We start from the raw sequence: 23,300 nt of genomic DNA on the forward strand, positions 1-23,300 counted from the left end.
TACCTTAATGTTTTAATATTTTTTCAAGATTGAATGTTGCATATGGACATTGGATGTAATGGATTAATACATCCAGTTCAGGCTAAATCCTGTTGTCACATTGTCTGTTTTAAAGTGGTCTGGTTTTTTTAACGGCGTCCCAACAAAAACGTCATAATTAACCGATTTTAAGACTTGCCCTCGTAATCCAAAGGCAGCGCCCATTAAACTTGTTCCCAGCAATGGATTTGGTTCATGTGCGGTTTTACCCCCCACTTCACCATAGTCAATTCCTGTGTACCATTGCATCGGAAGCTTAAATATCGAGCCACTGATTTCATTACGGACTAAAAATCCATTATCTGCCAATAAAGTTTGTTCACCATCAAACCCTCTTACGGTATAGCGATTCCCAATCGAGAATCGATCTTGTGGGGTCAGTGGTTTTTTACTGTACTGCGTTCGCCATTCAGCAAGATACTGTAGCGATTGATTACCGACTTTAAATGGCACTTGCAGACTGGCATTGGCTTGTAAAATACCAACATGGGTGTAGGCTTCGCCAAATTGCTCTTCAGGTGCATGCATTGCATTAAATGCACCCGTACCGCGTTTATAGGTTAAATTGCCTGTTAAAGTCGCATTGGCTAGATATTCTGTATGATCCAAACTGGCTTTCCAGCCACCGGTTTTTCGACGTTGTACTTCAATTTCTACATCATTGATGAAGTTTTGTGATTCCCGATACCATCCTCCCACACTGGCGGTGGTTTTTCGTTTGGCATCACGGTAAAGTACCCGAGATAAATCTGCCCCAATCAGTTTGCTTTTGCCGCTATAGCTATAACTTTCACTGGCACCTGCAACCGTTTGGTTATAATTAGACTGGCTATAACTGGTGCTAAGCAGCCAATATTTGAGTGGAATGCTATAACTTAAGTAATAGCCATCTGTTCCGCGTTTACCTTGATCTCCCCCACCTAAATCATGGTTATAACTGCCATAAAACAAGTCATTTGCAGTAAACAGATGGTCTAAAGATAAGGTTGCTGTGCCTTGATATTTCCCAGTTGAGTCTGAGCCTGCATCATCCATACCTAAATGAATCCGGTAGGGTTTTGATTGTTGCCATGCCAACTCTAAATCACTATAGCCAGGTTGGTTACGCTGTTGTGAGGGTTTGATTTTAAAGTCAGCCTCAACAGTCGGCACACGTTTAAAGTTTTCTAAGCCTTGTTCAATATTCCGAATATTTAAAATATCCCCAGACCGAACAGGTAAGGCATTAAATTTGTGAGCACGCTTAGATGTCCCTTGAACAAATTGAATTTGATCTACTTTCCCAGCAATTACTTGAAGCTTAATCTCACCTGAAGCAATGTTTTGTTGAGGTAACAGCATGCGTGTGGTGACATAACCATGACTAATAATACTGTTTTGAATTAGATCTAAGGCTTGGTTTAAGCCTTGTACCCCAATACATCGACCAATTAAATTATGTTGACCTTGCGTGACGGAGCGCATAGCAAAAGTAAATTGACGCGCTTCTTCCCCGATCAATACAAATTTTTTAATTTCAAAACACACGTCTTCACTGTTTGATTTTAGATATTGTAGTTGTGCTTGGGTTTGAAGTTGTTTTTCTAGTCCCGTTTGCACTACAGCTTCGGGCTGTAATTGCTTTTGTAATGCTTCGTCACGTTGTTGTTGGCGCTGAACAGCATCTATTTCCAACTCTGGGCGTAATTGTGGATCTGCTGCGTTTGTTACTGTACCCAAAAGCGTTAAAAAAATCGCTAAAGAGGTTCTTTTATAGATAAAGTTCTGCATGTCAATAATAATTATGATGAATTTTACGTTTTATTATTTCGAAATTATGACATTTTGTAAATAATTAATTCAGTTTTTTTCATCATAGATCCAAAAATAATAAATATTATCATTCGATAAATAATCACCCCCCCAATCTTGACCTATCAACGACAAGGTCATATAGGGGGATAGATTAAAAACATGAAATGATTCTAACTTAATTGTTTAGGCCCACGGTTTTTATCGTTCTTGTAAAGCTTGTTTCATCCGCGTAATCGGTTTAATCAAGTATTGAAATACGGTCTTTTCACCGGTCTTTACATCAACAGTGGTCACCATGCCGGGAATAATCGGAAGCTTTTTTCCTTGTTTATCCACTAAACTATTTGCATCGGTTTTGACCAAGATACGATAGTAGACTTCATTTTGGTTTAATTTCAATTCACTATTACGTTTATCATTACTCAGGGTATCGGGACTAATCAGTGTCACCACCCCCTCTAAGCCACCATAAATCGAATAATCATAAGCACTTATTTTAACAACAGCAGGCAATCCGGGACGAAGAAAAGCCACATCCTGTGGGCGTATATAAGCTTCTACCAAAAGTTTGTCATCTAAAGGAACAATTTCTAAAATATCTTGTCCTGCATTGACCACACCGCCTACTGTATTAATTTTAATATTTTTTACAATACCGCGAAGCGGCGCTTGAATAAATGAACGATCAACAGGATCCGCACGCATCGCCATATTTTCTCGCGCCTGTGCCAATTCAGCTTCTGTTTTTACCAACTCATTATTCGCATCGGTTAAATAGCGATTTTTCCGATCTAAAATTTGCGCACCTAGATCTGCCGATTGTCGTTGCATACGCAATACTTCCACATTTGAAACCAATCCCTGCTGTGCCAGCGGTTGGGTAATCGAAATCTCATGATCCAAGAAACTTTTACTGGCTTTTAATGCTTCGATCGCATCGACCATCGACTGTCGTCTTACCGTATAAGCCTGATATTCTCTTTGCTTTAATTCACTTGAAATCTCTTGAGGAAATATCGGCTTCGTCTCTGTAGTTTCCGCTTTCAGTCGTGCTGCAATTGCAGTTAAATTTTCAACCTTAGCCTCGCTCTCTCTTAAAATAGCAGAACTGCGAGTATCATCCAGTTTGAGTAGAATTTGATTTTTTTCAACAACATCCCCTTCTTTCACTCTCATTTCCATGATAATCCCAGGGTCTAAGCTTTGAATAATTTGCTCACGACTACTAGAGATAATACTTCCTTGACCTCGCGTCACCTCTTCTAAAGTACTGTTATACGCCCAAATTAAAAATACGACGATTAACACGAATAGCAAGGCAATTACCGCGAAATAGCCATAATGTTTTTCTTGCTGTAAGGCACCATTCAAATCGTTTAACAGCTTCAAATCAGATTGGCTGATTGGGGGCTGTTTAGTTTGTTTTTTCATTTCTTTCACTTACTTAATCTGCATAATCATAACAACATCATTTCTCATCCGACCAAATTTTGACGTTTAAAGCATCAGGTTATTTACGGATCCGAGCACTTACACTCACCCGATGAACTTTGGGTTTTACAGGAGGAATATTTTGCGGCTGTTGTTGAACTAATTTGGCAAGAATCTCTGCTTTAGGACCATCCATCGTAATGGCGCCATTTTCCATCACAATAATACGATCAACCAATGCAAGGACTTGAGGACGATGGGTAACCACCAATAATGTTCTTTGTTTTGCCCAGTTTTGAAGCGCATCTAAGGCAGATAATTCTGTTTCTTGATCTAGTCCAGTGGTGGGTTCATCAAGCAGTACAACTTGTGGATCACGTAAGGTTAATCTTGCTAAAGCAATGAGTTGCTTTTGCCCGCCAGATAACCCTAAGCCGTTTTCACCGAGTTGCATGTCTAAGCCTTGCGGATGCTGATTGATCACCTTATCGAGGCCAAACTGATGTAAGACATGCATTAACTGTTGATCAGTTGAAAAATGATCAGTTCTTGCCAATTCGAGATTGTCCCTAAGCGTACCCAAAAATAAGCGAGGGCTTTGGCTAAGTAAACTGACTTTGCTTCGTAAATCACTTGGGTCGATTTGACGTATATCAATATTGTCTAAAGTAACATGACCAGCATTGGCCTCATAAAGACCACTTGCGAGTTTTAATAAAGTACTTTTTCCACTCCCAATATGTCCCAAAATGGCAACTTTTTCACCTGCGTTAATATTTAGGGTTGTATCTTTGACTGCTGGTGCTGCATCTCGTTGATATTGAAATTGGATATGCTCAAAAGCGATCTGACCTTCGACCGATGCTAAACTGATATATTGACGGCTAGGATCGCGCTCAATAGGTCTTGCAACAATATTATTAATCCCTTGTAAGGCCAATTTGGCTGACTGAAATTTAATCGCTAAACTGGCTATTTGGGATAATGGCGCAAGTGCTCGACCAGATAAAATCACCGAAGCAATCAAAGCCCCCATGGTAATTTTATAATCGGGATTACTGCTGTGAATTAAATAAGTCCCGAATACCACCAAGAAGACGGTATTTAACTGCTGCATACTTGCGGCAAAATTCACCACCAAATTACTTAAATTTCGAACTTTAATTGAAGATACAGAAGTTTTTGCAGTGAAATTATCCCAACGTTGCTGCGCCCAATTTGTGGCATTATTGGTTTTTAACGTCTCGATTCCATCAATTGCTTCAACTGCCAAACCTTGTCTTTGAGATGACTCCTTCATAGACTCATTGATATAGCGAGCCAATGGTCTTTGCACAAAGAAGCCCACTGCAATCATAATTGGGATTAAGGCCAAGGGCACAAAGGCCAGCTTGCCACCGACTAATCCAATCACACTGATAAATAAAAATAAAAAAGGCAAATCAACAATGGTCAGTAAACTCGCACTAGTCATAAACTCGCGAACCGCTTCAAACTCACGTAGATTATTGGCATAGGCCCCAGCCGAACTTGGACGATCGACCAAACGTAACTGCATAACGCGTCTAAAGAGTGCTGAGCTAATAATTAAATCTGCTTTTTTACCTGCAATATCAGTTAAATAAGAACGAATTAATTTAGAAATAAACTCAAAACTAATTGCGATGATCACACCGATACTTAACACCCATAATGTTTCAAAAGCTTGGTTTGGAATAACACGGTCATATACATTCATAACGTATAGTGAACTTAATAAAGCTAAAAAATTAATCATCAGTGTTGCCAATACAACTTGATAATAATATTTTCTAAATCGCCAAATCACCTTCCAAAACCAAGCTTTAGGCAAATGATATTCTGGTAAATCAGAACGTAAATCTGATTGAACTTTTGGCTTAATAAACCAACAAAATCCTAAGTACAATTGTTCCAACTGCATTGCAGTGATGACTTTGGTCATCCCATCTGTTTGCAATAAATGATAAGTCCGTTGGTCAGCATGATATGTAACTTCGGTAATCACCGCAGCTTCTTCATTTTTTAATAAGATCGTGGCAGGTAAAGCAAGTGTTGGAATATCTTGTAAAGATCGCTTCGACAATTGGTTATCAAAACCATAACTCCGTAAAACTTCTGTGAGCGTGCCATAATCAATCTTTAAATCTTGATCACGCCCAACCCTTGCCAATAAAGCAGCTTCACTAATCGGACTACCTAATAATTTAGTCGTTAATGCGATATGTGAAATAATAGATTTCATGTTGTTCTACTTAAATAAATACTTTGAAAATAATCGGGAAACCAAGTTAGTTTGTGACACCAGCCCACTGACTGATTTTGGCTTGAGCCAATAAATACTCTAAAGTCGCAGCTCTAAAATCATTACGAGCCTCTACTTCTGTTGCTTCAATATTTGCAAGCTCGTTATAAGCATCAAGTACATCAATTAATGTTCGACGAGAGATTTTGAATTGTTGTTCATAAGCCCAAACGACTTTTTGTTGAACATCAATATATTGATTCACTAATTTAACGCGTTGTTCATTTTGAGACATATCGAACATGGCTGTTCGACTACGTTCAATGGTATCGCGTAAGCTTTGTTGCATACGCGACGCTACAGCGATCTTGGTTTGATTTTTCTGTGAGATCTTATGCTTTGAACCTTGGTTAAAGATGTCCCATGACATTCTTAAATAGATTTCTTTATTATCTGGACTTGCCGTCCCTTCTAAATTAATACTTGGCATTTGAGCCGCTTTAGACACTTTAATATCTTCAAGTGCACTTTCATGTTCTGCTTTTTGTGCTAAATAACTGGGTATTTGATCAACTTCAGCACGATGGTATTGGGTAATAAAATCTTGAGATGCCATTCCATAAAAAGGATCAACAATCGTATCTGGTGCTAAAAAATCTTGCGTGTAAACTTCTAATCGACTCACAGTTAAACCTAAAGTACGTCGTAATTCAGCAATACCTGTTTCTACTTTTAGTCGACGTGCCTGAGCTTGGGCCAACTCACTGAGCCGACCTGAATCATGTTGCACAATAATATTTAAATCATGCAGCATTTTATCGTGACGTTTTAAATTTCGTTCTGCAACAACCAAAGACTCTTTGGTCCTTAATGCGGTTAAATACAATGTACTGATTTTATAACCAAGGTCTTCTCTGGTTTGTTCAGCAGTATATTGATAATAAGCTTCCTTTTTCTTATCTCGATCAACGGCTGCTTCGATCCCACCCCAAGCATAAACATTGACGGTCGCGCGTAGACCAGGAGCAAAATGCGTTTCTCGCGCATTACTTTCATATTTATGTTGTTGACCGAGTACTTGAGTCCCTATAGCACTGACAATCGGATAATGTTCAGCCTTAGTCGTCTGCATCGTACTATGTGCAAAAGACACATTTGCCTGAGCCTCCTGTATCACAGGATCATTGACCAGCGCTTGTTTGAGTATCTCTTTTAACGTCGCTGCATGTACCAATGGGCCATGTATTGCCAACATCCCTATAAAACACAGAGATATTGACCGTGTCAGTTTTCTATTCATTTGCATTGATGAGTTCTATCGGCTACCAGAAATACAATCAATGGCTATAAAAAAATAACCATTTGTTTTAACTGTATTTTTAATAAATTTGCATTGAAGTATTATTTAAATGAGGTATAGCACCATCACGTGCATGCCAAACCACACTAAAAAACCCAGATAAATATACAAAAAGCATTCGCTACAAAATGTAGAAAATGCTTTTTGTGCGGCTTAATTAGACTTAAATTAAGTTAGGCTGCTCAACACTGAGTTGCTCTAAATGTTGTGAGACATTGATATGGTTTGTATTCACAGCTTCGGCTGGATTTGGCGTATTGGCAAAGCCATCTAAAGTATGACCAACTGCATTAAAAACCTCTAAATGATCCAACTGATTACTCATGCTCAGTGCTGTTTTACTAGCACTTGCTTCAGGAATTAATTGAATATCAATGAGCAATTTATCACTAGATTTATCGCCATCTTTATCGACAAGTGTAAATGTAAACTCTTCTTGGGTTTTACCTACAGGACGAGTCGGAGCTGGGTTATAGCTAAAGTCACCAAACTTATCTGCAGACATATTTAATTTAAAGCTACCACCGATCTCTGTTTTCACCATCAGTACACCATTACCAGCATCTTGCCAAATACTCGCATTGCTATTGCTACTGGTGATTTGATTTGTTGCATAGTCATAAGTATAGTCATACCCATCAATCTGAATGATTAACTGACCAGCACCATCGGCACCGAAAGATGAAACAATATTGCCCACATCATCCGTACGAATAGACCCCTGAGTATCAGTAGCTTCTGGAACCAACTCAGACATAATACCGCCGAGATCAGACATATCTTTCAAAATAATAATGTCACTCGAACCATCTTTGTTGGTGCCTTTTTCGCCATCGAAAGCAATTGGTTTTAAGAAATCTGCACCCTCATCCATTTGAGGACCAATACCAATCGCAATAGATTTTATGTTTTGTTCTTTTAAGAACGCTGTCCACTTATCTTCACCGATATCGATATTTTGATTGCCTGGTTCATAATTTGATGGTGACGTTGGTTGGATACCACGTACGCCATCCGTGCCATTACCAAAGTTTGGAATACCATCACTGACAAAGAGCAAACTATTGTTCACCTTAGCACCGTCCACACCGACAACTGGACCAGCACCTTGATTATTCAAATAACTATGAATAACTTCTTGTAAAGCCGCATCGTAGTTGGTATCTACACCAATATCTTTTGGTCGAGTGCCAAAATTATATAATCCTTTCACAATTTTCTTGGCGTCATCTAATGACACCCATGTATCTGTTTGACCAGGTAGCGAAAGATGCTTGGCTAATTTTGAGAAGCCAATGATATTCACTTTCACGTCTCCATTACCTGGGGCTACACTGTCAAGTTGCTCCTGATACTTATCTAGCATCGTTTCAATCGCTTCGACAGCTGCGTTCATACGCATTTTCTCGCCACCATTTACCGGATCTGGAATACCGCTATCTCTTGCACCCATACTGCTAGAGAGATCCAGACTAATGATCACGTTCGCATAAAAAGTCGTCTCACCATCTGCAACTACAGATATTGGCGCTGCTACTGATTTATCATCTTCCACAGTAATAATGAGGTTAGCATCGCCAATATTGGTATTGATACCAAAATCAAGATCTAAACGTTCACTGTTCTCACCCACATGATCCACTGGCGCTTTAAGACCAATTTCATAAGGAATTGTGGTTTTACCATTGCTGGTCACTGGTGTACCCAAAGTAATCGACATCACTTCTTGACCGCTTGGCGTGGTTCCAACTAAGCCGCCATTTGCTGTTTGAGTCCAGTTTATTGTCTCACCACCAGAAGTGACATCCACTGTTGGCAATGTCATTAAGATATCGCTAATGTCAACATTACTAGGGTTATCTAAACTCAATTCACCATTTACAACAGCGGCTGTTGAACCATCTCCTAAATCAGCTTCTTTGAGTATCTCGGTTAAGGTACCTGTAGGGCTTATATCTAAAGTTACGTGAGCTGGATCCGATACATTGCCAGCTTTGTCTTTGACTGTATATTCAAATGCATCAGGACCGACATAACCCTTGTTTGGGGTATAACTCACTTCACCTGTGATTGGATCAACGCTGACCGTACCGTTCTGAGGCTGTTTCGTGATCACTACAGTGCTTGGATCTAAGTCACCATCTTTATCGGTATCATTTGAAGTGACATCAATAATGATTGGGGTGTCTTCTTTAGTTTCAGCGCTATCATCAACCGCAACTGGATTAGCTGTGATATCAATTACCACAGTCGCTGGATCAGATACATTCCCCGCTTTGTCTTTGACTGTGTATTCAAATGCATCTAGACCAACATAACCCTTGTTTGGGGTATAAGTCACTTCACCTGTGATTGGATCAACACTAACAGTACCATGCTGCGGTTGTTTACTGATCACCACCGTACTTGGATCTAAATCACCATCTTTGTCAGTGTCATTTGAAGTGACATCAATAATGATTGGGGTATCTTCTTTAGTTTCAGCGCTATCATCAACTGCAACTGGATTTGCACTCACTTCAACCACTACAGCTGCAGGATCAGAAACATTGCCAGCTTTGTCTTTGACTGTATATTCAAATGCATCTGGACCGACATAACCCTTGTTTGGCGTATAAGTCACTTCACCTGTAATTGGATCAATGCTGACCGTACCGTTCTGAGGCTGTTTCATGATCACTACAGTGCTTGGATCTAAATCACCATCTTTGTCGGAATCATTTGCAGTCACATCAATGATCACAGGTGTGTTTTCTTTGGTGTTAGCACTGTCATCAACTGCAACTGGATTAGCGGTGATATCGATTACCACAGTCGCAGGATCAGAGATATTGCCAGCCTTGTCTTTGACTGTATATTCAAATGCATCTGGACCAACATAACCCTTATTTGGGGTATAAGTCACTTCACCTGTGATTGGATCAACACTAACAGTACCGTTCTGAGGCTGTTTTGTGATCACTACAGTGCTTGGATCTAAATCACCATCTTTATCAGTGTCATTTGCAGTCACATCAATAATGATTGGGGTATCTTCTTTGGTGTTAGCACTGTCATCAACTGCAATTGGATTGGCGGTGATATCAATCACTACAGTTGCAGGATCAGACACATTCCCCGCTTTGTCTTTGACTGTATATTCAAACTGGTCTGGACCGACATAACCCTTGTTTGGGGTATAAGTTACTTCGCCTGTGATTGGATCAACACTGACAGTACCATGCTGTGGTTGTTTCGTGACCACCACAGTGCTTGGATCTAAGTCACCATCTTTGTCGGTATCATTTGAAGTCACATCAATAATGATTGGAGTATCTTCTTTAGTGTTAGCACTATCATCAACCGCAACTGGATTGGCGGTGATATCAATTACCACAGTCGCTGGATCAGATACATTGCCAGCTTTGTCTTTGACTGTGTATTCAAATGCATCTGGACCGACATAACCCTTGTTTGGGGTATAAGTTACTTCACCTGTGATTGGATCAACGTTGACAGTACCATGCTGTGGTTGTTTGCTAATCACCACCGTACTTGGATCTAAGTCACCATCTTTATCGGTATCATTTGCAGTCACATCAATGATCACAGGTGTGTTTTCTTTGGTGTTAGCACTGTCATCAACTGCAACTGGATTAGCGGTGATATCAATTACCACAGTCGCAGGATCAGACACATTCCCAGCTTTATCTTTGACGGTATATTCAAATGCATCTGGACCAACATAGCCCTTGTTTGGGGTATAGGTCACTTCGCCTGTGATTGGATCAACACTGACCGTACCGTTCTGAGGCTGTTTCGTGACCACCACAGTGCTTGGATCTAAGTCACCATCTTTATCGGTATCATTTGAAGTGACATCAATAATAATTGGGGTGTCTTCTTTCGTTTCAGCGCTATCATCAACCGCAACTGGATTAGCTGTGATATCAATTACCACAGTCGCAGGATCAGAGATATTCCCCGCTTTGTCTTTGACGGTGTATTCAAATGCATCTGGACCGACATAACCCTTGTTTGGGGTATAAGTTACTTCACCTGTGATTGGATCAACGTTGACAGTACCATGCTGTGGTTGTTTGCTAATCACCACCGTACTTGGATCTAAGTCACCATCTTTATCGGTATCATTTGCAGTCACATCAATGATCACAGGTGTGTTTTCTTTGGTGTTAGCACTGTCATCAACTGCAACTGGATTAGCGGTGATATCGATTACCACAGTCGCAGGATCAGAAACATTGCCAGCTTTGTCTTTGACGGTATATTCAAACTGGTCTGGACCAACATAACCTTTGTTTGGAGTATAGGTTACTTCACCTGTGATTGGATCAACACTAACAGTACCGTTCTGCGGCTGTTTCGTGATCACTACAGTGCTTGGATCTAAGTCACCATCTTTATCAGTGTCATTTGCAGTCACATCAATAATGATTGGGGTGTCTTCTTTGGTGTTAGCACTGTCATCAACCGCAACAGGATTGGCGGTGATATCAATTACCACAGTCGCAGGATCAGATACATTGCCAGCCTTGTCTTTGACTGTATATTCAAATGCATCTGGACCAACATAGCCCTTGTTTGGGGTATAAGTCACTTCACCTGTGACTGGATCAACGCTGACCGTACCGTTCTGTGGTTGTTTGCTGATCACTACAGTACTTGGATCTAAGTCACCATCTTTATCAGTGTCATTTGCAGTCACATCAATAATGATTGGGGTGTCTTCTTTAGTTTCAGCACTATCATCAACTGCAACTGGATTTGCACTTACTTCAACCACTACAGTTGCAGGGTCTGAAACATTCCCCGCTTTATCTTTGACTGTGTATTCAAACACATCAGGACCAACATAACCTTTGTTTGGGGTATAGGTCACTTCGCCTGTGATTGGATCAACGCTGACAGTACCATGCTGTGGTTGTTTGCTGATCACCACCGTACTTGGATCTAAGTCACCATCTTTATCAGTATCATTTGCAGTCACATCAATAATTACGGGTGTATTTTCTTTAGTTTCAGCACTGTCTTTTTCTGCGATAGGAACATGCTGAGGATGTTCAATTACTGGAGATTTTTTATTGTTATCATGACCTTGACCAATAGCCACTGCCGCTATCGGAACCAAAGCCAATAACCATAATGGATTAAAGGCCCAAAATGCTGCAACTTCTTCACCACCTAAAGCCTGACCTGCTTCAACTTGATCCGCAAGCAAACTCACTGCATCACTTTTTTCTGCACTTTCTGGAACATAAGGGTAATATTTGCCATTTTCATGCTGACCGATCAGTAAGTTAGACTCCCCTTCTGAATAGCCCAACTCACCATTTGCAGAATAATAGTTTTCAATAATCAGATCTGGCTGATCAACATCCCCACCTTCGAAACTAATCCACAAATCCTTATCATGGCGTTTAGTCGCAATATTTTCTGGCCCAAATTGAGTTTCCTTATCAGTAAACTCATAATGAACATTTGCTTTTGCAGCAATTTTTAATGGTTTACCTTGAGAACCACGACCAAACTCGCCCCCTTCAATATTCAAGGTATCGAGTGTTGATTTTTTAGCATTAATTTTGAGAACAATATTCTTTACAGTCACGTTTATTTCCTTAATTTCAATAATTAAGCATTAATTAATAGAATCAAAATACTAAGTTTTGAAATGAAGCGTAATTACGGCTGAGTACCATAAAGAAGGATCTCAACTCGACGATTCGGCTGATTACATGCCAAACGCGCAGTACGATTTTGAGTGTGTTTTTCAGAACAATCCGTGATCAATAAATTTGTTTTGCCACGACCTTCTGCGGAAATTAAATCAGCAGATAGACCATAATTTATCATCATATTTTTTACACTTTGCGCACGATGTGCTGACAACACTTGGTTATAACTTTCCGTACCGTCTGGATCTGTATAACCAATAACATCTATATGGCTAATCTCGGCTGTTTCATTACGAATGGCATCTGCAACATCCTTAATTTCTTGTTTACCCTGAGTTAACATATTTGCTTCATCTGATTTATCAAACTGAAACAAAGCGCCAGCTTGTAATGTAAATTTCTTCAACATTTTAACGGTAGGCTTACACTTTAAATCGCGATCAACACGTGGCAAGGTATGGACTTGTTCTTTTAAATGCTGCTGAGCTTTTTTAATTTCATCCTCATTCATTGCTAAGAAATAAGTCTGCCCATTCTGATCCAGACTCACACGTAAGTAGGTCGTTTTTTCGAGAGGTAAATTATAGTATTGCCCGCCTTTTTCTTTGGTTGCATAGCGATCTTTGACATCCGTTTCAATTGCAACCAACTTTTGGTTATCAGGGCAAACTTCAAGCTCTTTATAAGCATTGGGTAACAATGAAGCCAAATATTCTCCACCTACAAAAATATTTACCGCTTTTCCCTCAATTTTCTCATCACGAACAAAAACAACATTTGCTTTATTTTTATTTACTTTTTCATTAATTTTTTGATTTTCAAAGTTATGCCACTTTTCAACAGCCGTACCATTACTACCACCTTTTACAGCACATCCAGACAAGATTGAGCTGAGGAGTAGTGTTGTGACCAACAAGCCTTTATTTGTGACCATCATTAAAATTTGTTCCTTACAGAATTTAAAAGTAAAAAACCTCTATAACGAAACCTTTAAGCTTCGTAGAGGTTGCACATAAAAACCTTTTAGACAGCGAGACCAATATTTTAAATTTCAGTAAGGCTGCCTAAAAACACGTTTTTTCGTGACATATTTCACGGTTTAATATTTAAGGTACGCAAAAATAATGAATTAAGATTCATACGTCAAATGATAAAAATTTGCCTTTGGGTTAAAATAATTCATCTGAAAAAACATAAGGTTAAATATTGATCTTTAAATATATTTTGATTTAGATAGCAGTATCTATTTTAAAATTTTTATTTAATATTTCACATGAATTATAAAATATATGACAGCGAGCAATAAAGTGATGAACTTAGATAAGTCATTAACAGGTTTTCAATTATCTAAACTTCATACATTTGAAGTAGCTGCAAGGCATGAGTCTTTTTCATTAGCAGCAAAAGAGTTATGTTTAACACCTAGTGCTGTTAGCCACCAAATCAATTTATTAGAGAAAGAACTCAATATAAAACTATTTTTACGCTTACACCGTAAAGTTGAACTCACGGCTGAAGGCAAGCACATTTTTTGGGCATTGCAGTCTTCTTTAGGCCATCTCAATACTGAAATTAAGGCCATCCAAAATCAAACTTTATCTGGACCACTCACGATTTATGCTAGGCCATCGATTACACAAAATTGGTTGGTTCCCAAACTGTCTGACTTTATACAGCGCTATCCTTTTATTGAATTGTCCATTTTGACTGGCAATGAAAATGTTAATTTGCAACGAGAAGGGATAGATTTAGCACTTTATTTTGATAACCAACCCTGCCCGCAATTGAATTATCAATACCTAATGGATGAACATATTTTACCTGTATGTAGTCCTGAGTATGCTGAAAAATTCAACCTTGTAGACAATTGGGAGAATTTAAACCAGTGTACTTTACTTCATGACAGCCATGCATGGTGTAATAAGACTGGAACAGGTGAATGGGACAGTTGGGCCGCACATTTTAATATCAATATTGATACCCCTTCAGCGCTTTACTTCAATCGCTCAGATCTCGCCTCAATTGCTGCCAAAAATAACCTTGGAGTGACAATGGGGAGAAAACGATTGGTTGAAAAAGCCATTAAAAATGGCGAACTAATCGCACCATTCCCTGATCAGTTTTTACTCTGCGAGCAACATTACTATATCACTTCACTGAAAGATCGCCACTGGCCAAAAATTGAGGCCTTTAGTCTATGGCTCAAAAATCAAACCATGAGTCAGGACTAAAATGACTGGCTGATAAAATCATCATCAAATCAATGTTGTACTCATTTATAAATCGAGTACCTTTTGCTTTTAAATGGTTTTATATTCACATACTTAAAAATCGTCAGAAAGATATGGTTGATCCACTCTGACGAAACATAGATTTTTTATACAAATAACATTCACTGAGAAGAGGACATTCGCATAACCGATAACGTTTTATTCATTACGTTCTTGTTCATATTCTAAAATTGCCTCTTTCGCAATACGGAAACTATCGACTGCCGCAGGTACACCACAGTAAATGGCAACTTGCAAAAACACTTCACGAATTTGAGTTTTAGATAAACCATTTCTCAATGCACCTTTAACATGTAATTTCAATTCATGTGGACGATTAAGCGCAGAAATCATCGCAAGATTAATCAAACTACGTTCAGGCTTACTCAACGCTTCACGCCCCCAAACTGCACCCCAGCAATATTCCGTAACCAGCTCTTGTAAAGGTAAATTAAAATCATCGGCATTATTGATGGAGTGATTTACATAGGCTTCACCCAACACTTGTTTACGAATTGCGAGGCCTTTTTCAAATTTGTCATTGCTCATGTGCTTAATCCTCCAAATAAGGTGTATTTGATTTCAAGATAATCCTCAATTCCATATTTAGATCCCTCACGGCCTAAACCTGACTGCTTCATTCCGCCAAAAGGAGCAACTTCATTTGAGATGAGCCCCTTATTGATTCCAACCATGCCATATTCAAGCTGTTCACTCATGCGCCAAGCCTGTCCTAAATCTTTGGTATAGCAATATGCAGCTAAACCAAATTCCGTGGCATTTGCCATGTCTACGGCTTGTTGTTCGGTTTCAAATTTAAATACGGCGGCAAGAGGACCAAATGTTTCTTGTGTAGCAACATCCATATCTGCATTGGCATCAGCAATAATAGTGGGTTGATAAAACAATTCGCCTGCATGATGTCGTTTACCGCCTGTAACCAAACGCGCCGATTTGGCTAATGCATCTGCAACATGCGCTTCGACTTTTTTAACAGCATTGCTATTAATTAAGGGACCAATTTCAATCCCTTGATCTAAACCATTACCAATTTTTAAAGCGTTCACCTTTGCACTTAATCCAGCAATAAATTTGTGGTAAATCCCAGCTTGTACCAGAAAACGATTGACACAAACACAGGTTTGACCTGCATTGCGATACTTTGCAATCAGTGCACCTTCAACCGCTGCATCTAAATCGGCATCATCAAAAACAATAAACGGCGCATTTCCCCCTAATTCAAGAGATACTTTCTTTAAGGTCTGTGCTGAACGTTGATAAAGCAGCTTTCCCACAGGGGTAGAACCGGTAAAAGTAAACTTACGCACCTCTTGACTTTCAAAAATTGCATCGCCAATACTTACTGCATCACCAGTAATCACACTAAAAATATCAGCAGGCACTCCCGCCTGAACGGCCAAATCCACCAAAGCTAAAGCTGTAAATGGCGTTTCAGGTGCGGGCTTCACGATACACGGACAACCCGCTGCCAATGCTGGTGCAACTTTACGGGTAATCATTGCAGCTGGGAAATTCCAAGGCGTAATTGCTGCGACAACACCAATTGCTTGTTTCTGTACAACAATACGTGCATCGGTATAAGGACTTGGAATAACATCGCCATACACACGCTTCGCTTCTTCAGCAAACCACTCGACAAAACTGGCGGCATATAAAATTTCTCCTTTCGCCTCCGCTAAAGGTTTGCCTTGTTCACTGGTTAAAATAAATGCCAGCTCATCCGCCTTTTCAATCATCAATTCAAACCATTTTTTTAAAATGATTGAACGATCTTTTGCAGTCTTGTTTTTCCACGCTGCCCAACCTGTAACAGCAGCTTTAATCGCCCGTTCAGCTTCTGCCTTGCCCATATTTGGCACGCTTCCAATTATTTCTTGTGTTGCTGGGTTATAAATATCAGCGCTTTGATGACTATCGGCATCACACCATTGACCAGCAACGAAAGCCTGTTGATGGAAAAGTGGCATTGCATTAAGTTGCATACAAATTATCCTTGTTAGACTCTGGTATGGGGAAATAGATCATCAAATCAGTCGATCAATGATCTATTTCTCATCATCTTGTATGATGGCATACCAAAAAAATCGTGAAAAAAATTTTCGGTTGCCCGAATGTGATTTGCTTTGTTTTAGAAATAATAGAATAAAGTCAAATTCAACAACTTATTCCATTTGTTATCATCACCCTGCGCCAGTGATGAAATATTACCGCCAATAAATGGATCATTTTTACTCAAGATATATTCAGCAAGCAAAGAAAGCTGTTTATGATCAATCGAGACGCCTAAAATATTACGCGTAGAATCTTGTGATCCTGACAGATCTTTGTTGTAACGGCTGTGCATAAAATAAGGGGTAATATTGCCAATCTGTTGAACATCTTTAAAGGTATATCCAAGGTCAGCGGTATAATAAGTTGCTTTATTGGCAACAGCATATTCACTGTCATACGATCCCATCAACGAGGTATCAGGGTGAATCAGATCTTTATTGCTGATGTCATTTTCACCTCCTGTTAATGTCAGTCCTAAAGTACCATAATTGAGTTTGCTAAATACTGACCACGCTTTACGACGACCTGTTTGATTGGTCTTTTTATTGTCAATTTCTGAGATCCAGTATGATGCACCGATCTGTGTATTCAGCCCCTCAACAGCTAAAGGTATATCCTGCGTAATACGCCCAACCCACATATTTTTTTCCTGTAAATTGGTTTGTGACTCATCATCTGAACGCACATAATTCGCAGTATAACGCCCTGAATTAGGTGTATATGTTCCTGAATAATGACCACCATCTATAGCAAAATAACCTAAATCAAACTTGGTTGCTGTCGGCAATTCAGCATGATAATTCACACCAACATTATGTACATCTTCCAAACCTGCAGTGGTATTGATACTACCAAATAGACTATTGCCCCAGAAACGTCCTGGACCAAATGGAATCGGTTGCATCCCGACTACAAGCTGATCGGTTTTATTGAGACGATACCCCACATAAGCATCAATCATGGTCGAAAAGTCACACAACCGTTCATATTGATAACATCTATACTCAGCATGTCCAAACAGATCACCACGCGCATAATCTAGTTTGAGTTGTGCTGCATCAAAACGAATTTTTTGATCATCGGCATTTTCACCATACTGCTTAAGTTGGTAATTACCTCGCACATAACCCGATACTGTGAGCTGACCAGTTTCACTATTACGATCACCAAAACTGATTCCTGCATAACATGGCGAAATAAAAGCAACGAGAATTGAAGCAACGATCAGTTGTAAATTATTTTTTTTCATTTTGCAGATTCCTTTCTAATCCCCCTTTAATCTTTCCAAGATTAAATAGGTAATACACAACAAAACTAACCACTAAACCTATCACCCATGACACATCAACATCTGGAATAACGTTGGCGAAAGGTCCTGTAAAAAATGCATTGGTCAGGAATGGGATTTGAATTGCAATCCCAATAAAATAGGCGGTTAAAGCTTTTGCATTAAACTTGCCGTAAATGCCACCATCTTGAGCAAAAATAGAGTGAATATCATAGGATTTCTTATTCACCACATAGAAATCCAACAAGTTAATCGATACCCACGGCACCAAGATAAATAGCAAGGCAAAAACCACATTGAGGAAGAAACTAATAAAGTTACTGGATGCCCAAAGCGCAGTAAATGTAGCGAGAACAAGTACCGCAATAGATAAAGCCACACGAATATTTTTACTTGGTATCCATTGACCGGCAAAGGTTTGAATCGATGTAATACAAGATAAGACCGCGCCATATAAATTCATGGCATTGTGACCAATAATATTACAGAGGAATAAAATCATCAGTGCATAGCCAAACAATCCTGTTCCCGATTTGACCGCTTCCATTGCATCTGTAGTAGAACCGATACTGACTGCCACTGTGCCAAATACCATGGCAAAAATCGTTCCTAGAGATGCGCCCCAATAGGTAAAAATAAAAGGCTTAAAAATCCCGATACTTTTAGGTAAATATCTTGAATAATCTGAGGTATAGGGTGAAAAACTAATTTGCCAAACAGCGCATAAACCAAACATGGCAAACCAGCCTTTCATATTAAAAGCACCTTTTGCCAAGACATCTGCATTGATATGTGGAAGCATAATCATCAGACCAATTAATAATGCACCTCCCATAAACCACGTGCCAATCTTATTGAACTTATGAATAAGGTGATAACCCACTATACCAATCGTGGTTGCAGCAATTGCCCCAATCACCGTGGCCATCGGTACAGGTATTGCAGGTACAACGGTATGTAAAGTTTTGCCAGATAAAATAATATTTGAAATAAAGAACCCCAAATAAATCAGGGTAGTAAATAATACAACCAACAATGCACCATAACGCCCAAACTGTGCGCGGCTCTGGATCATTTGCGGAATCCCCACTTGTGGTCCTTGAGCTGAAGTCAATGCCAAAATTGCGGCCCCAAAGAAATGCCCAGCGCAAATTGCAATTAAAGCGCTGACCAAACTTAGATTAAACGTTAACATTGACATTGCACCGGTAATCACCGCTAAGGGTGCGATATTGGTACAAAACCACAGGGTAAAAAGATCCCGAACTTTTCCATGGCGTTCTGATGGATCGACATAGTCAATTGAATGGCTTTCTATCACAAAAGCATTTTTTTCATTTTGATTCATATCCTTAATCTCTCTTTGAGGAATTCATTTTCCTCAATATCAATTTATTTGTGAGCATAAACCTAGGTTTCACAACCTGCCTTGTCAGCACCATCGCGAGATGACCTGACCTTTATTGCTCTTATTCTGCACATTGATTTTCAGCAGTTTTAATCAATCATTAAAAAAAGATAAAAGTGCTCCAGTTGAGGCTTTTTAAAAGCTCAACAAAAGGTATTTTTAAACCACAGTAAAATTTATGGGATTTCAGTGTTGTGCATATATTTCATCCTTGAAGTTAAAATTTCTAAATCAGACCTTTTAAGATTTATCGCATCACAAAAGGATCATCAATAGGTTCATCTGAAGTACGTAACCAAACGGTTTTTGTCGTGGTGTAATCGAATACCGCCTCAAAACCACCTTCACGACCATGACCAGATAAACCATGACCACCAAAAGGTGCGAGTGGTGAAACTGCCCGATAGGTATTCAACCAAACAATGCCTGACCGAATCGCTTTGGTCATCCGATGAGCACGACTTAAGTTATGGGTAAATATCCCAGCGGCAAGTCCATATGCAGTATGATTGGCTGTTTGAATTGCTTGCGCTTCAGTGCGAAAACTAACCACCGACAATACAGGGCCAAACAATTCAGTCATGACACAATCGGCCTGCGGAGCATCACTACAATCCAGAATTGTAGGTGGATAGTAATAACCTGCACGATCAATGGCTTGTCCACCTGTGAGTAGTTTTGCACCTTGCTGAATTGAACTTGCCACCACTTGCTCAATCTTCTGGCGTTGAGCTAAAGTACACAGTGGACCAAATTCCGTTGCCATATCATCCGGCAAACCAATTTTGATCCGTTGAACCCGCTCAACCAAACGTTGAAGAAACTCATCTTTAATACTTTCTTCGATCAGTAAGCGTGAACCAGCAACACAACTTTGCCCCGTTGCGGCAAAAATCGCAGCGACTTGTGCATTTACAGCACTTTGCAAATCGGCATCTGCAAAAACAATAAATGGTGATTTCCCACCCAGTTCAAGCGATACTTTGGCAAGGTTTTCGGCGGAATTACGTACGATATGTCGTGCTGTTTCAGGACCACCAGTAAATGCCACATGCGCAACCTCAGGATGACGCGTTAAAACCGCTCCACATTCAGTTGCAAAACCCGTAATCACATTCACGACACCTGCTGGAAAACCAGCGTCATGAATCAAGCGAGCAAATGCCAGTAATGGTGCTGGTCCTTGCTCTGAGGCTTTTAACACAACCGTACAGCCTGCCGCTAAAGCAGGACCGACTTTGACAGCGGATAAAAATAATTGACTGTTCCACGGCACAATCGCAGCGACTACACCCACAGGTTCACGAATAGTCCAAGCTTGCATGTCTTGCTTATCAATCGGTAAATAGCGACCTTCTAGCTTGTCTGCAATACCTGCGTAATAACGATAATACTCAGCCACATAAGCAATTTGGCTTGAGGTTTCACGAATGATTTTACCAGTGTCATACGTTTCATACTGTGCCAGTTGCGGTGCAGCTTTTTCTATCAAATCCGCAAGTTTATAAAGCAATTTTCCACGTTGTGAAGCGGTTAAACCTGACCAAGCCGCGTTTTTTAAAGCCTGAGATGCAGCAGAAACCGCACGATTAACCTCAGCTGTTCGAGCTTCTGGCATTTTTGCCCAAACCTGCCCAGTTGCTGGATTGATACTGTCAAATTGCGCAGCACCATCCTCAAACTGACCATTAATATATAACTGAAATGGAGAAGCCATACTCTTCTCTCCTATGCAAATGCTGGCATCACTTCATTAATCATACGTTCTAATGAGGCTTTTTTACGTTCAAAGCTCATTCCTGTATCGATCCAGAAGGAATATTCGTTATACCCCATCGCCTCATAGACTTTCAGACGATCAATGACTTCCTGTGCCTGACCAATGACGTTATTTTTACGCATGGCTTCAGCTGTATAAAATGGATGTTGTGCGATTTCTTCTTGACTCAGTGGTGCAATAAGCCCTTGGGTAATTTCCCGCTCATTTTTAAACCACGCCCCAAAATAATTATAGAATGTATTCATTTCATCTGCTGCAAGCTGTGCATCTTGCTCACTGTCAGCAACGTAGGTATGCCGTAGTAACATAATTTCAGGACGAGCTACATCAGCAAACTTTTCACAAGCCGTATTGAAATGCCCCATCAACTTTTCGACTTCCTCATCACCTAAGTGCAAAGGTGTAACCTGTACATTACAGCCATTTTGTACTGCAAACTCATGGCTATTGGGATCACGAGCAGCAACCCAAATCGATGGATGTGGCTGTTGTAAAGGTTGTGGTGAAGCGGTGGTTTTCGGGAACTGCCAAAACTCACCCTTATGCTCATAATCGCCTTTCCATAGGTTTTTAATTGCAGGAATCATTTCGCGTAACCGCTGACCTGCACTCCATGCATCCATCCCCGGTACCATACGCTCATATTCAAATGAATATGCGCCTCGCGCTATGCCAATATCTAAACGACCATTGCAAATGATGTCAGCCATGGCAGCTTCACCTGCCAACTTTATCGGATGCCAAAACGGTGCAACTATGGTACCTGTGCCTAAGCGAACATTCTGAGTCTTGTTGGCAAGGTCAACCAAATTAATAAATGGATTGGGTGCTATGGTAAAATTCATCGCATGATGTTCACCCATCCAAATCGCATGCATTCCACCCCGATCAGCAATCTGGCAAAGCTCAATCATTTCATCATAAAGTTGCTTATGTGTTTCTTGATCAGAAACACGTTCCATGTGTACAAATAATGAAAAACGCATAGTTAAACTTCCTCTTTAACAATTTGACGAACCGTCCCAGTGGTTTGATTCCCGTAATAAACCCCATAAGTTTTAAGATAATTTTCTTTGCGATAGCGCATTAACATACTTTCCAAAGCACTATCGACAAAAGAGAGTTGTTCAAGGTCATTTAAATCGACAAATTGACCTTTGTGGGCTTCAGGAATTGGGGTATTACATAAAAAAGCAATATATTGTTGTTGTGTGGTGATATCGTCGTAGACAGAATAAATAAAGCTTGGCGAAGCTTCAGGCTGGTAAACCGCAAAGATTTTCTCAAGCGCTCGTTCTGCGCCATCTTTATCTACAAGCAAATGTGGCAATGTCCATTTTTGCTCCGAGGTTTGCTCAAGCAAGATTTGGTTTTCATGACCGATTAATGCCATCATCATAACCTTCATGCCAGAGATCACATCCGTTGAAGATTTAGCGGGGGTAAAATAAGCACCACGGTAATACCCCAGTCCGGCAAAACCTGTTGAAGTAAAACCTTCTACCTTACCGATCAATACAGCATGATCTCCTGCATCGACAACTTGGTAAGTGGTACAGTCAAACCATGCACTCACTTGGTCAATAATCGGATTTTGGCAATCGCTTTTGCGCCAATCCAAATTTGCAAAACGATCATCACTTGGTCGAGCAAAAGTATTGGAAATATCCTTTTGTTCTTCTGCTAAAATATTGATGGCAAAATGTGTTGCCTGTGCAAAATAATCATAATTGCTCGATGTCTTGGCAATGCTAACCAAAAGCAAAGCTGGGTCCAAAGACACCGAAGCAAAAGAGTTCGCTGTAAAGCCTAATGGTGTTCCATCGTCCTTACAGGTGGTCACTATGGTCACGCCTGTCATAAATGATCCAAAAGCATCACGTAGTTCCCGTATTTTATTTATTGTATCCATTTCACTCATT

14 protein-coding genes are annotated in these 23,300 nt (G+C 39.9%); 1 reads left to right on the top strand and 13 read right to left on the bottom strand.

Annotated elements, in window-relative coordinates:
• Nucleotides 1-63: 63 nt before the first annotated feature.
• The 6 genes from AC07U8_RS16480 to AC07U8_RS16505 all read right to left on the bottom strand — a co-directional run bounded on the left by AC07U8_RS16480 (nucleotide 64) and on the right by AC07U8_RS16505 (nucleotide 13,496).
• Nucleotides 64-1,809 carry a ShlB/FhaC/HecB family hemolysin secretion/activation protein gene (locus tag AC07U8_RS16480; RefSeq protein WP_494738300.1) on the bottom strand — a complete coding sequence of 582 codons (1,746 nt, stop codon included), beginning with the start codon at nucleotides 1,807-1,809 and terminating at the stop codon, nucleotides 64-66.
• A 222-nt stretch (nucleotides 1,810-2,031) separates the two neighbouring features.
• Nucleotides 2,032-3,264 carry a beta-barrel domain-containing protein gene (locus tag AC07U8_RS16485; protein ID WP_494738301.1) on the bottom strand — a complete coding sequence of 411 codons (1,233 nt, stop codon included), beginning with the start codon at nucleotides 3,262-3,264 and terminating at the stop codon, nucleotides 2,032-2,034.
• A 79-nt stretch (nucleotides 3,265-3,343) separates the two neighbouring features.
• Entirely contained in the window at nucleotides 3,344-5,527 is a 2,184-nt protein-coding gene (locus AC07U8_RS16490; protein WP_494738302.1) for a type I secretion system permease/ATPase, read from the bottom strand.
• A gap of 46 nt (nucleotides 5,528-5,573) precedes the next feature.
• On the bottom strand, nucleotides 5,574-6,782 hold the full coding sequence (locus AC07U8_RS16495; protein WP_419262153.1) for a TolC family protein: 1,209 nt from the start codon (nucleotides 6,780-6,782) through the stop codon (nucleotides 5,574-5,576).
• 268 nt (nucleotides 6,783-7,050) lie between these two features.
• Nucleotides 7,051-12,492, bottom strand: a complete 5,442-nt coding sequence (locus AC07U8_RS16500) for a cadherin-like domain-containing protein (RefSeq protein ID WP_494738303.1) — start codon at nucleotides 12,490-12,492, stop codon at nucleotides 7,051-7,053.
• Nucleotides 12,493-12,566: 74 nt separating this feature from the next.
• Nucleotides 12,567-13,496, bottom strand: a complete 930-nt coding sequence (locus tag AC07U8_RS16505) for an OmpA family protein (RefSeq protein WP_419262155.1) — start codon at nucleotides 13,494-13,496, stop codon at nucleotides 12,567-12,569.
• A 352-nt stretch (nucleotides 13,497-13,848) separates the two neighbouring features.
• On the opposite strand from AC07U8_RS16505, the gene dsdC reads away from it, so the two are divergent.
• The gene (gene dsdC, locus AC07U8_RS16510; protein WP_494738304.1) at nucleotides 13,849-14,790 is read left to right on the top strand and encodes a DNA-binding transcriptional regulator DsdC; all 942 of its coding nucleotides are present in this window, start codon (nucleotides 13,849-13,851) and stop codon (nucleotides 14,788-14,790) included.
• A gap of 198 nt (nucleotides 14,791-14,988) precedes the next feature.
• Here the strand turns inward: dsdC and AC07U8_RS16515 are convergent, their stop codons facing one another.
• The 7 genes from AC07U8_RS16515 to tgnA all read right to left on the bottom strand — a co-directional run bounded on the left by AC07U8_RS16515 (nucleotide 14,989) and on the right by tgnA (nucleotide 23,299).
• Entirely contained in the window at nucleotides 14,989-15,378 is a 390-nt protein-coding gene (locus AC07U8_RS16515; protein ID WP_209827541.1) for a carboxymuconolactone decarboxylase family protein, read from the bottom strand.
• Nucleotides 15,375-16,832 (bottom strand): NAD-dependent succinate-semialdehyde dehydrogenase, encoded by a 1,458-nt coding sequence (locus AC07U8_RS16520; protein WP_494738305.1) that lies wholly within the window; start codon nucleotides 16,830-16,832, stop codon nucleotides 15,375-15,377. The genes AC07U8_RS16515 and AC07U8_RS16520 overlap by 4 nt, the downstream gene beginning before the upstream one ends.
• Before the next feature lie 146 nt (nucleotides 16,833-16,978).
• Entirely contained in the window at nucleotides 16,979-18,151 is a 1,173-nt protein-coding gene (locus AC07U8_RS16525) for a hypothetical protein (RefSeq protein WP_494738306.1), read from the bottom strand.
• A complete protein-coding gene (locus AC07U8_RS16530; RefSeq protein ID WP_419285306.1) occupies nucleotides 18,138-19,538 on the bottom strand; it encodes a purine-cytosine permease family protein in 1,401 nt (466 codons plus the stop codon). Before AC07U8_RS16530 ends, AC07U8_RS16525 begins: the two co-directional genes overlap by 14 nt.
• Nucleotides 19,539-19,845: 307 nt before the next feature.
• A complete protein-coding gene (gene tgnC, locus AC07U8_RS16535) occupies nucleotides 19,846-21,315 on the bottom strand; it encodes a (Z)-2-((N-methylformamido)methylene)-5-hydroxybutyrolactone dehydrogenase (RefSeq protein WP_494738307.1) in 1,470 nt (489 codons plus the stop codon).
• An 11-nt stretch (nucleotides 21,316-21,326) separates the two neighbouring features.
• The gene (gene tgnB / locus AC07U8_RS16540) at nucleotides 21,327-22,364 is read right to left on the bottom strand and encodes a flavin-dependent trigonelline monooxygenase oxygenase component (RefSeq protein WP_209827552.1); all 1,038 of its coding nucleotides are present in this window, start codon (nucleotides 22,362-22,364) and stop codon (nucleotides 21,327-21,329) included.
• A 2-nt stretch (nucleotides 22,365-22,366) separates the two neighbouring features.
• Complete coding sequence (tgnA, locus tag AC07U8_RS16545) at nucleotides 22,367-23,299, bottom strand: flavin-dependent trigonelline monooxygenase reductase component (protein WP_494738308.1); 933 nt, start codon at nucleotides 23,297-23,299, stop codon at nucleotides 22,367-22,369.
• Between the last annotated feature and the right edge of the window lies 1 nt (nucleotide 23,300).

The sequence above is a fragment of the Acinetobacter sp. GW821-FHT01E09 genome (assembly GCF_059422385.1).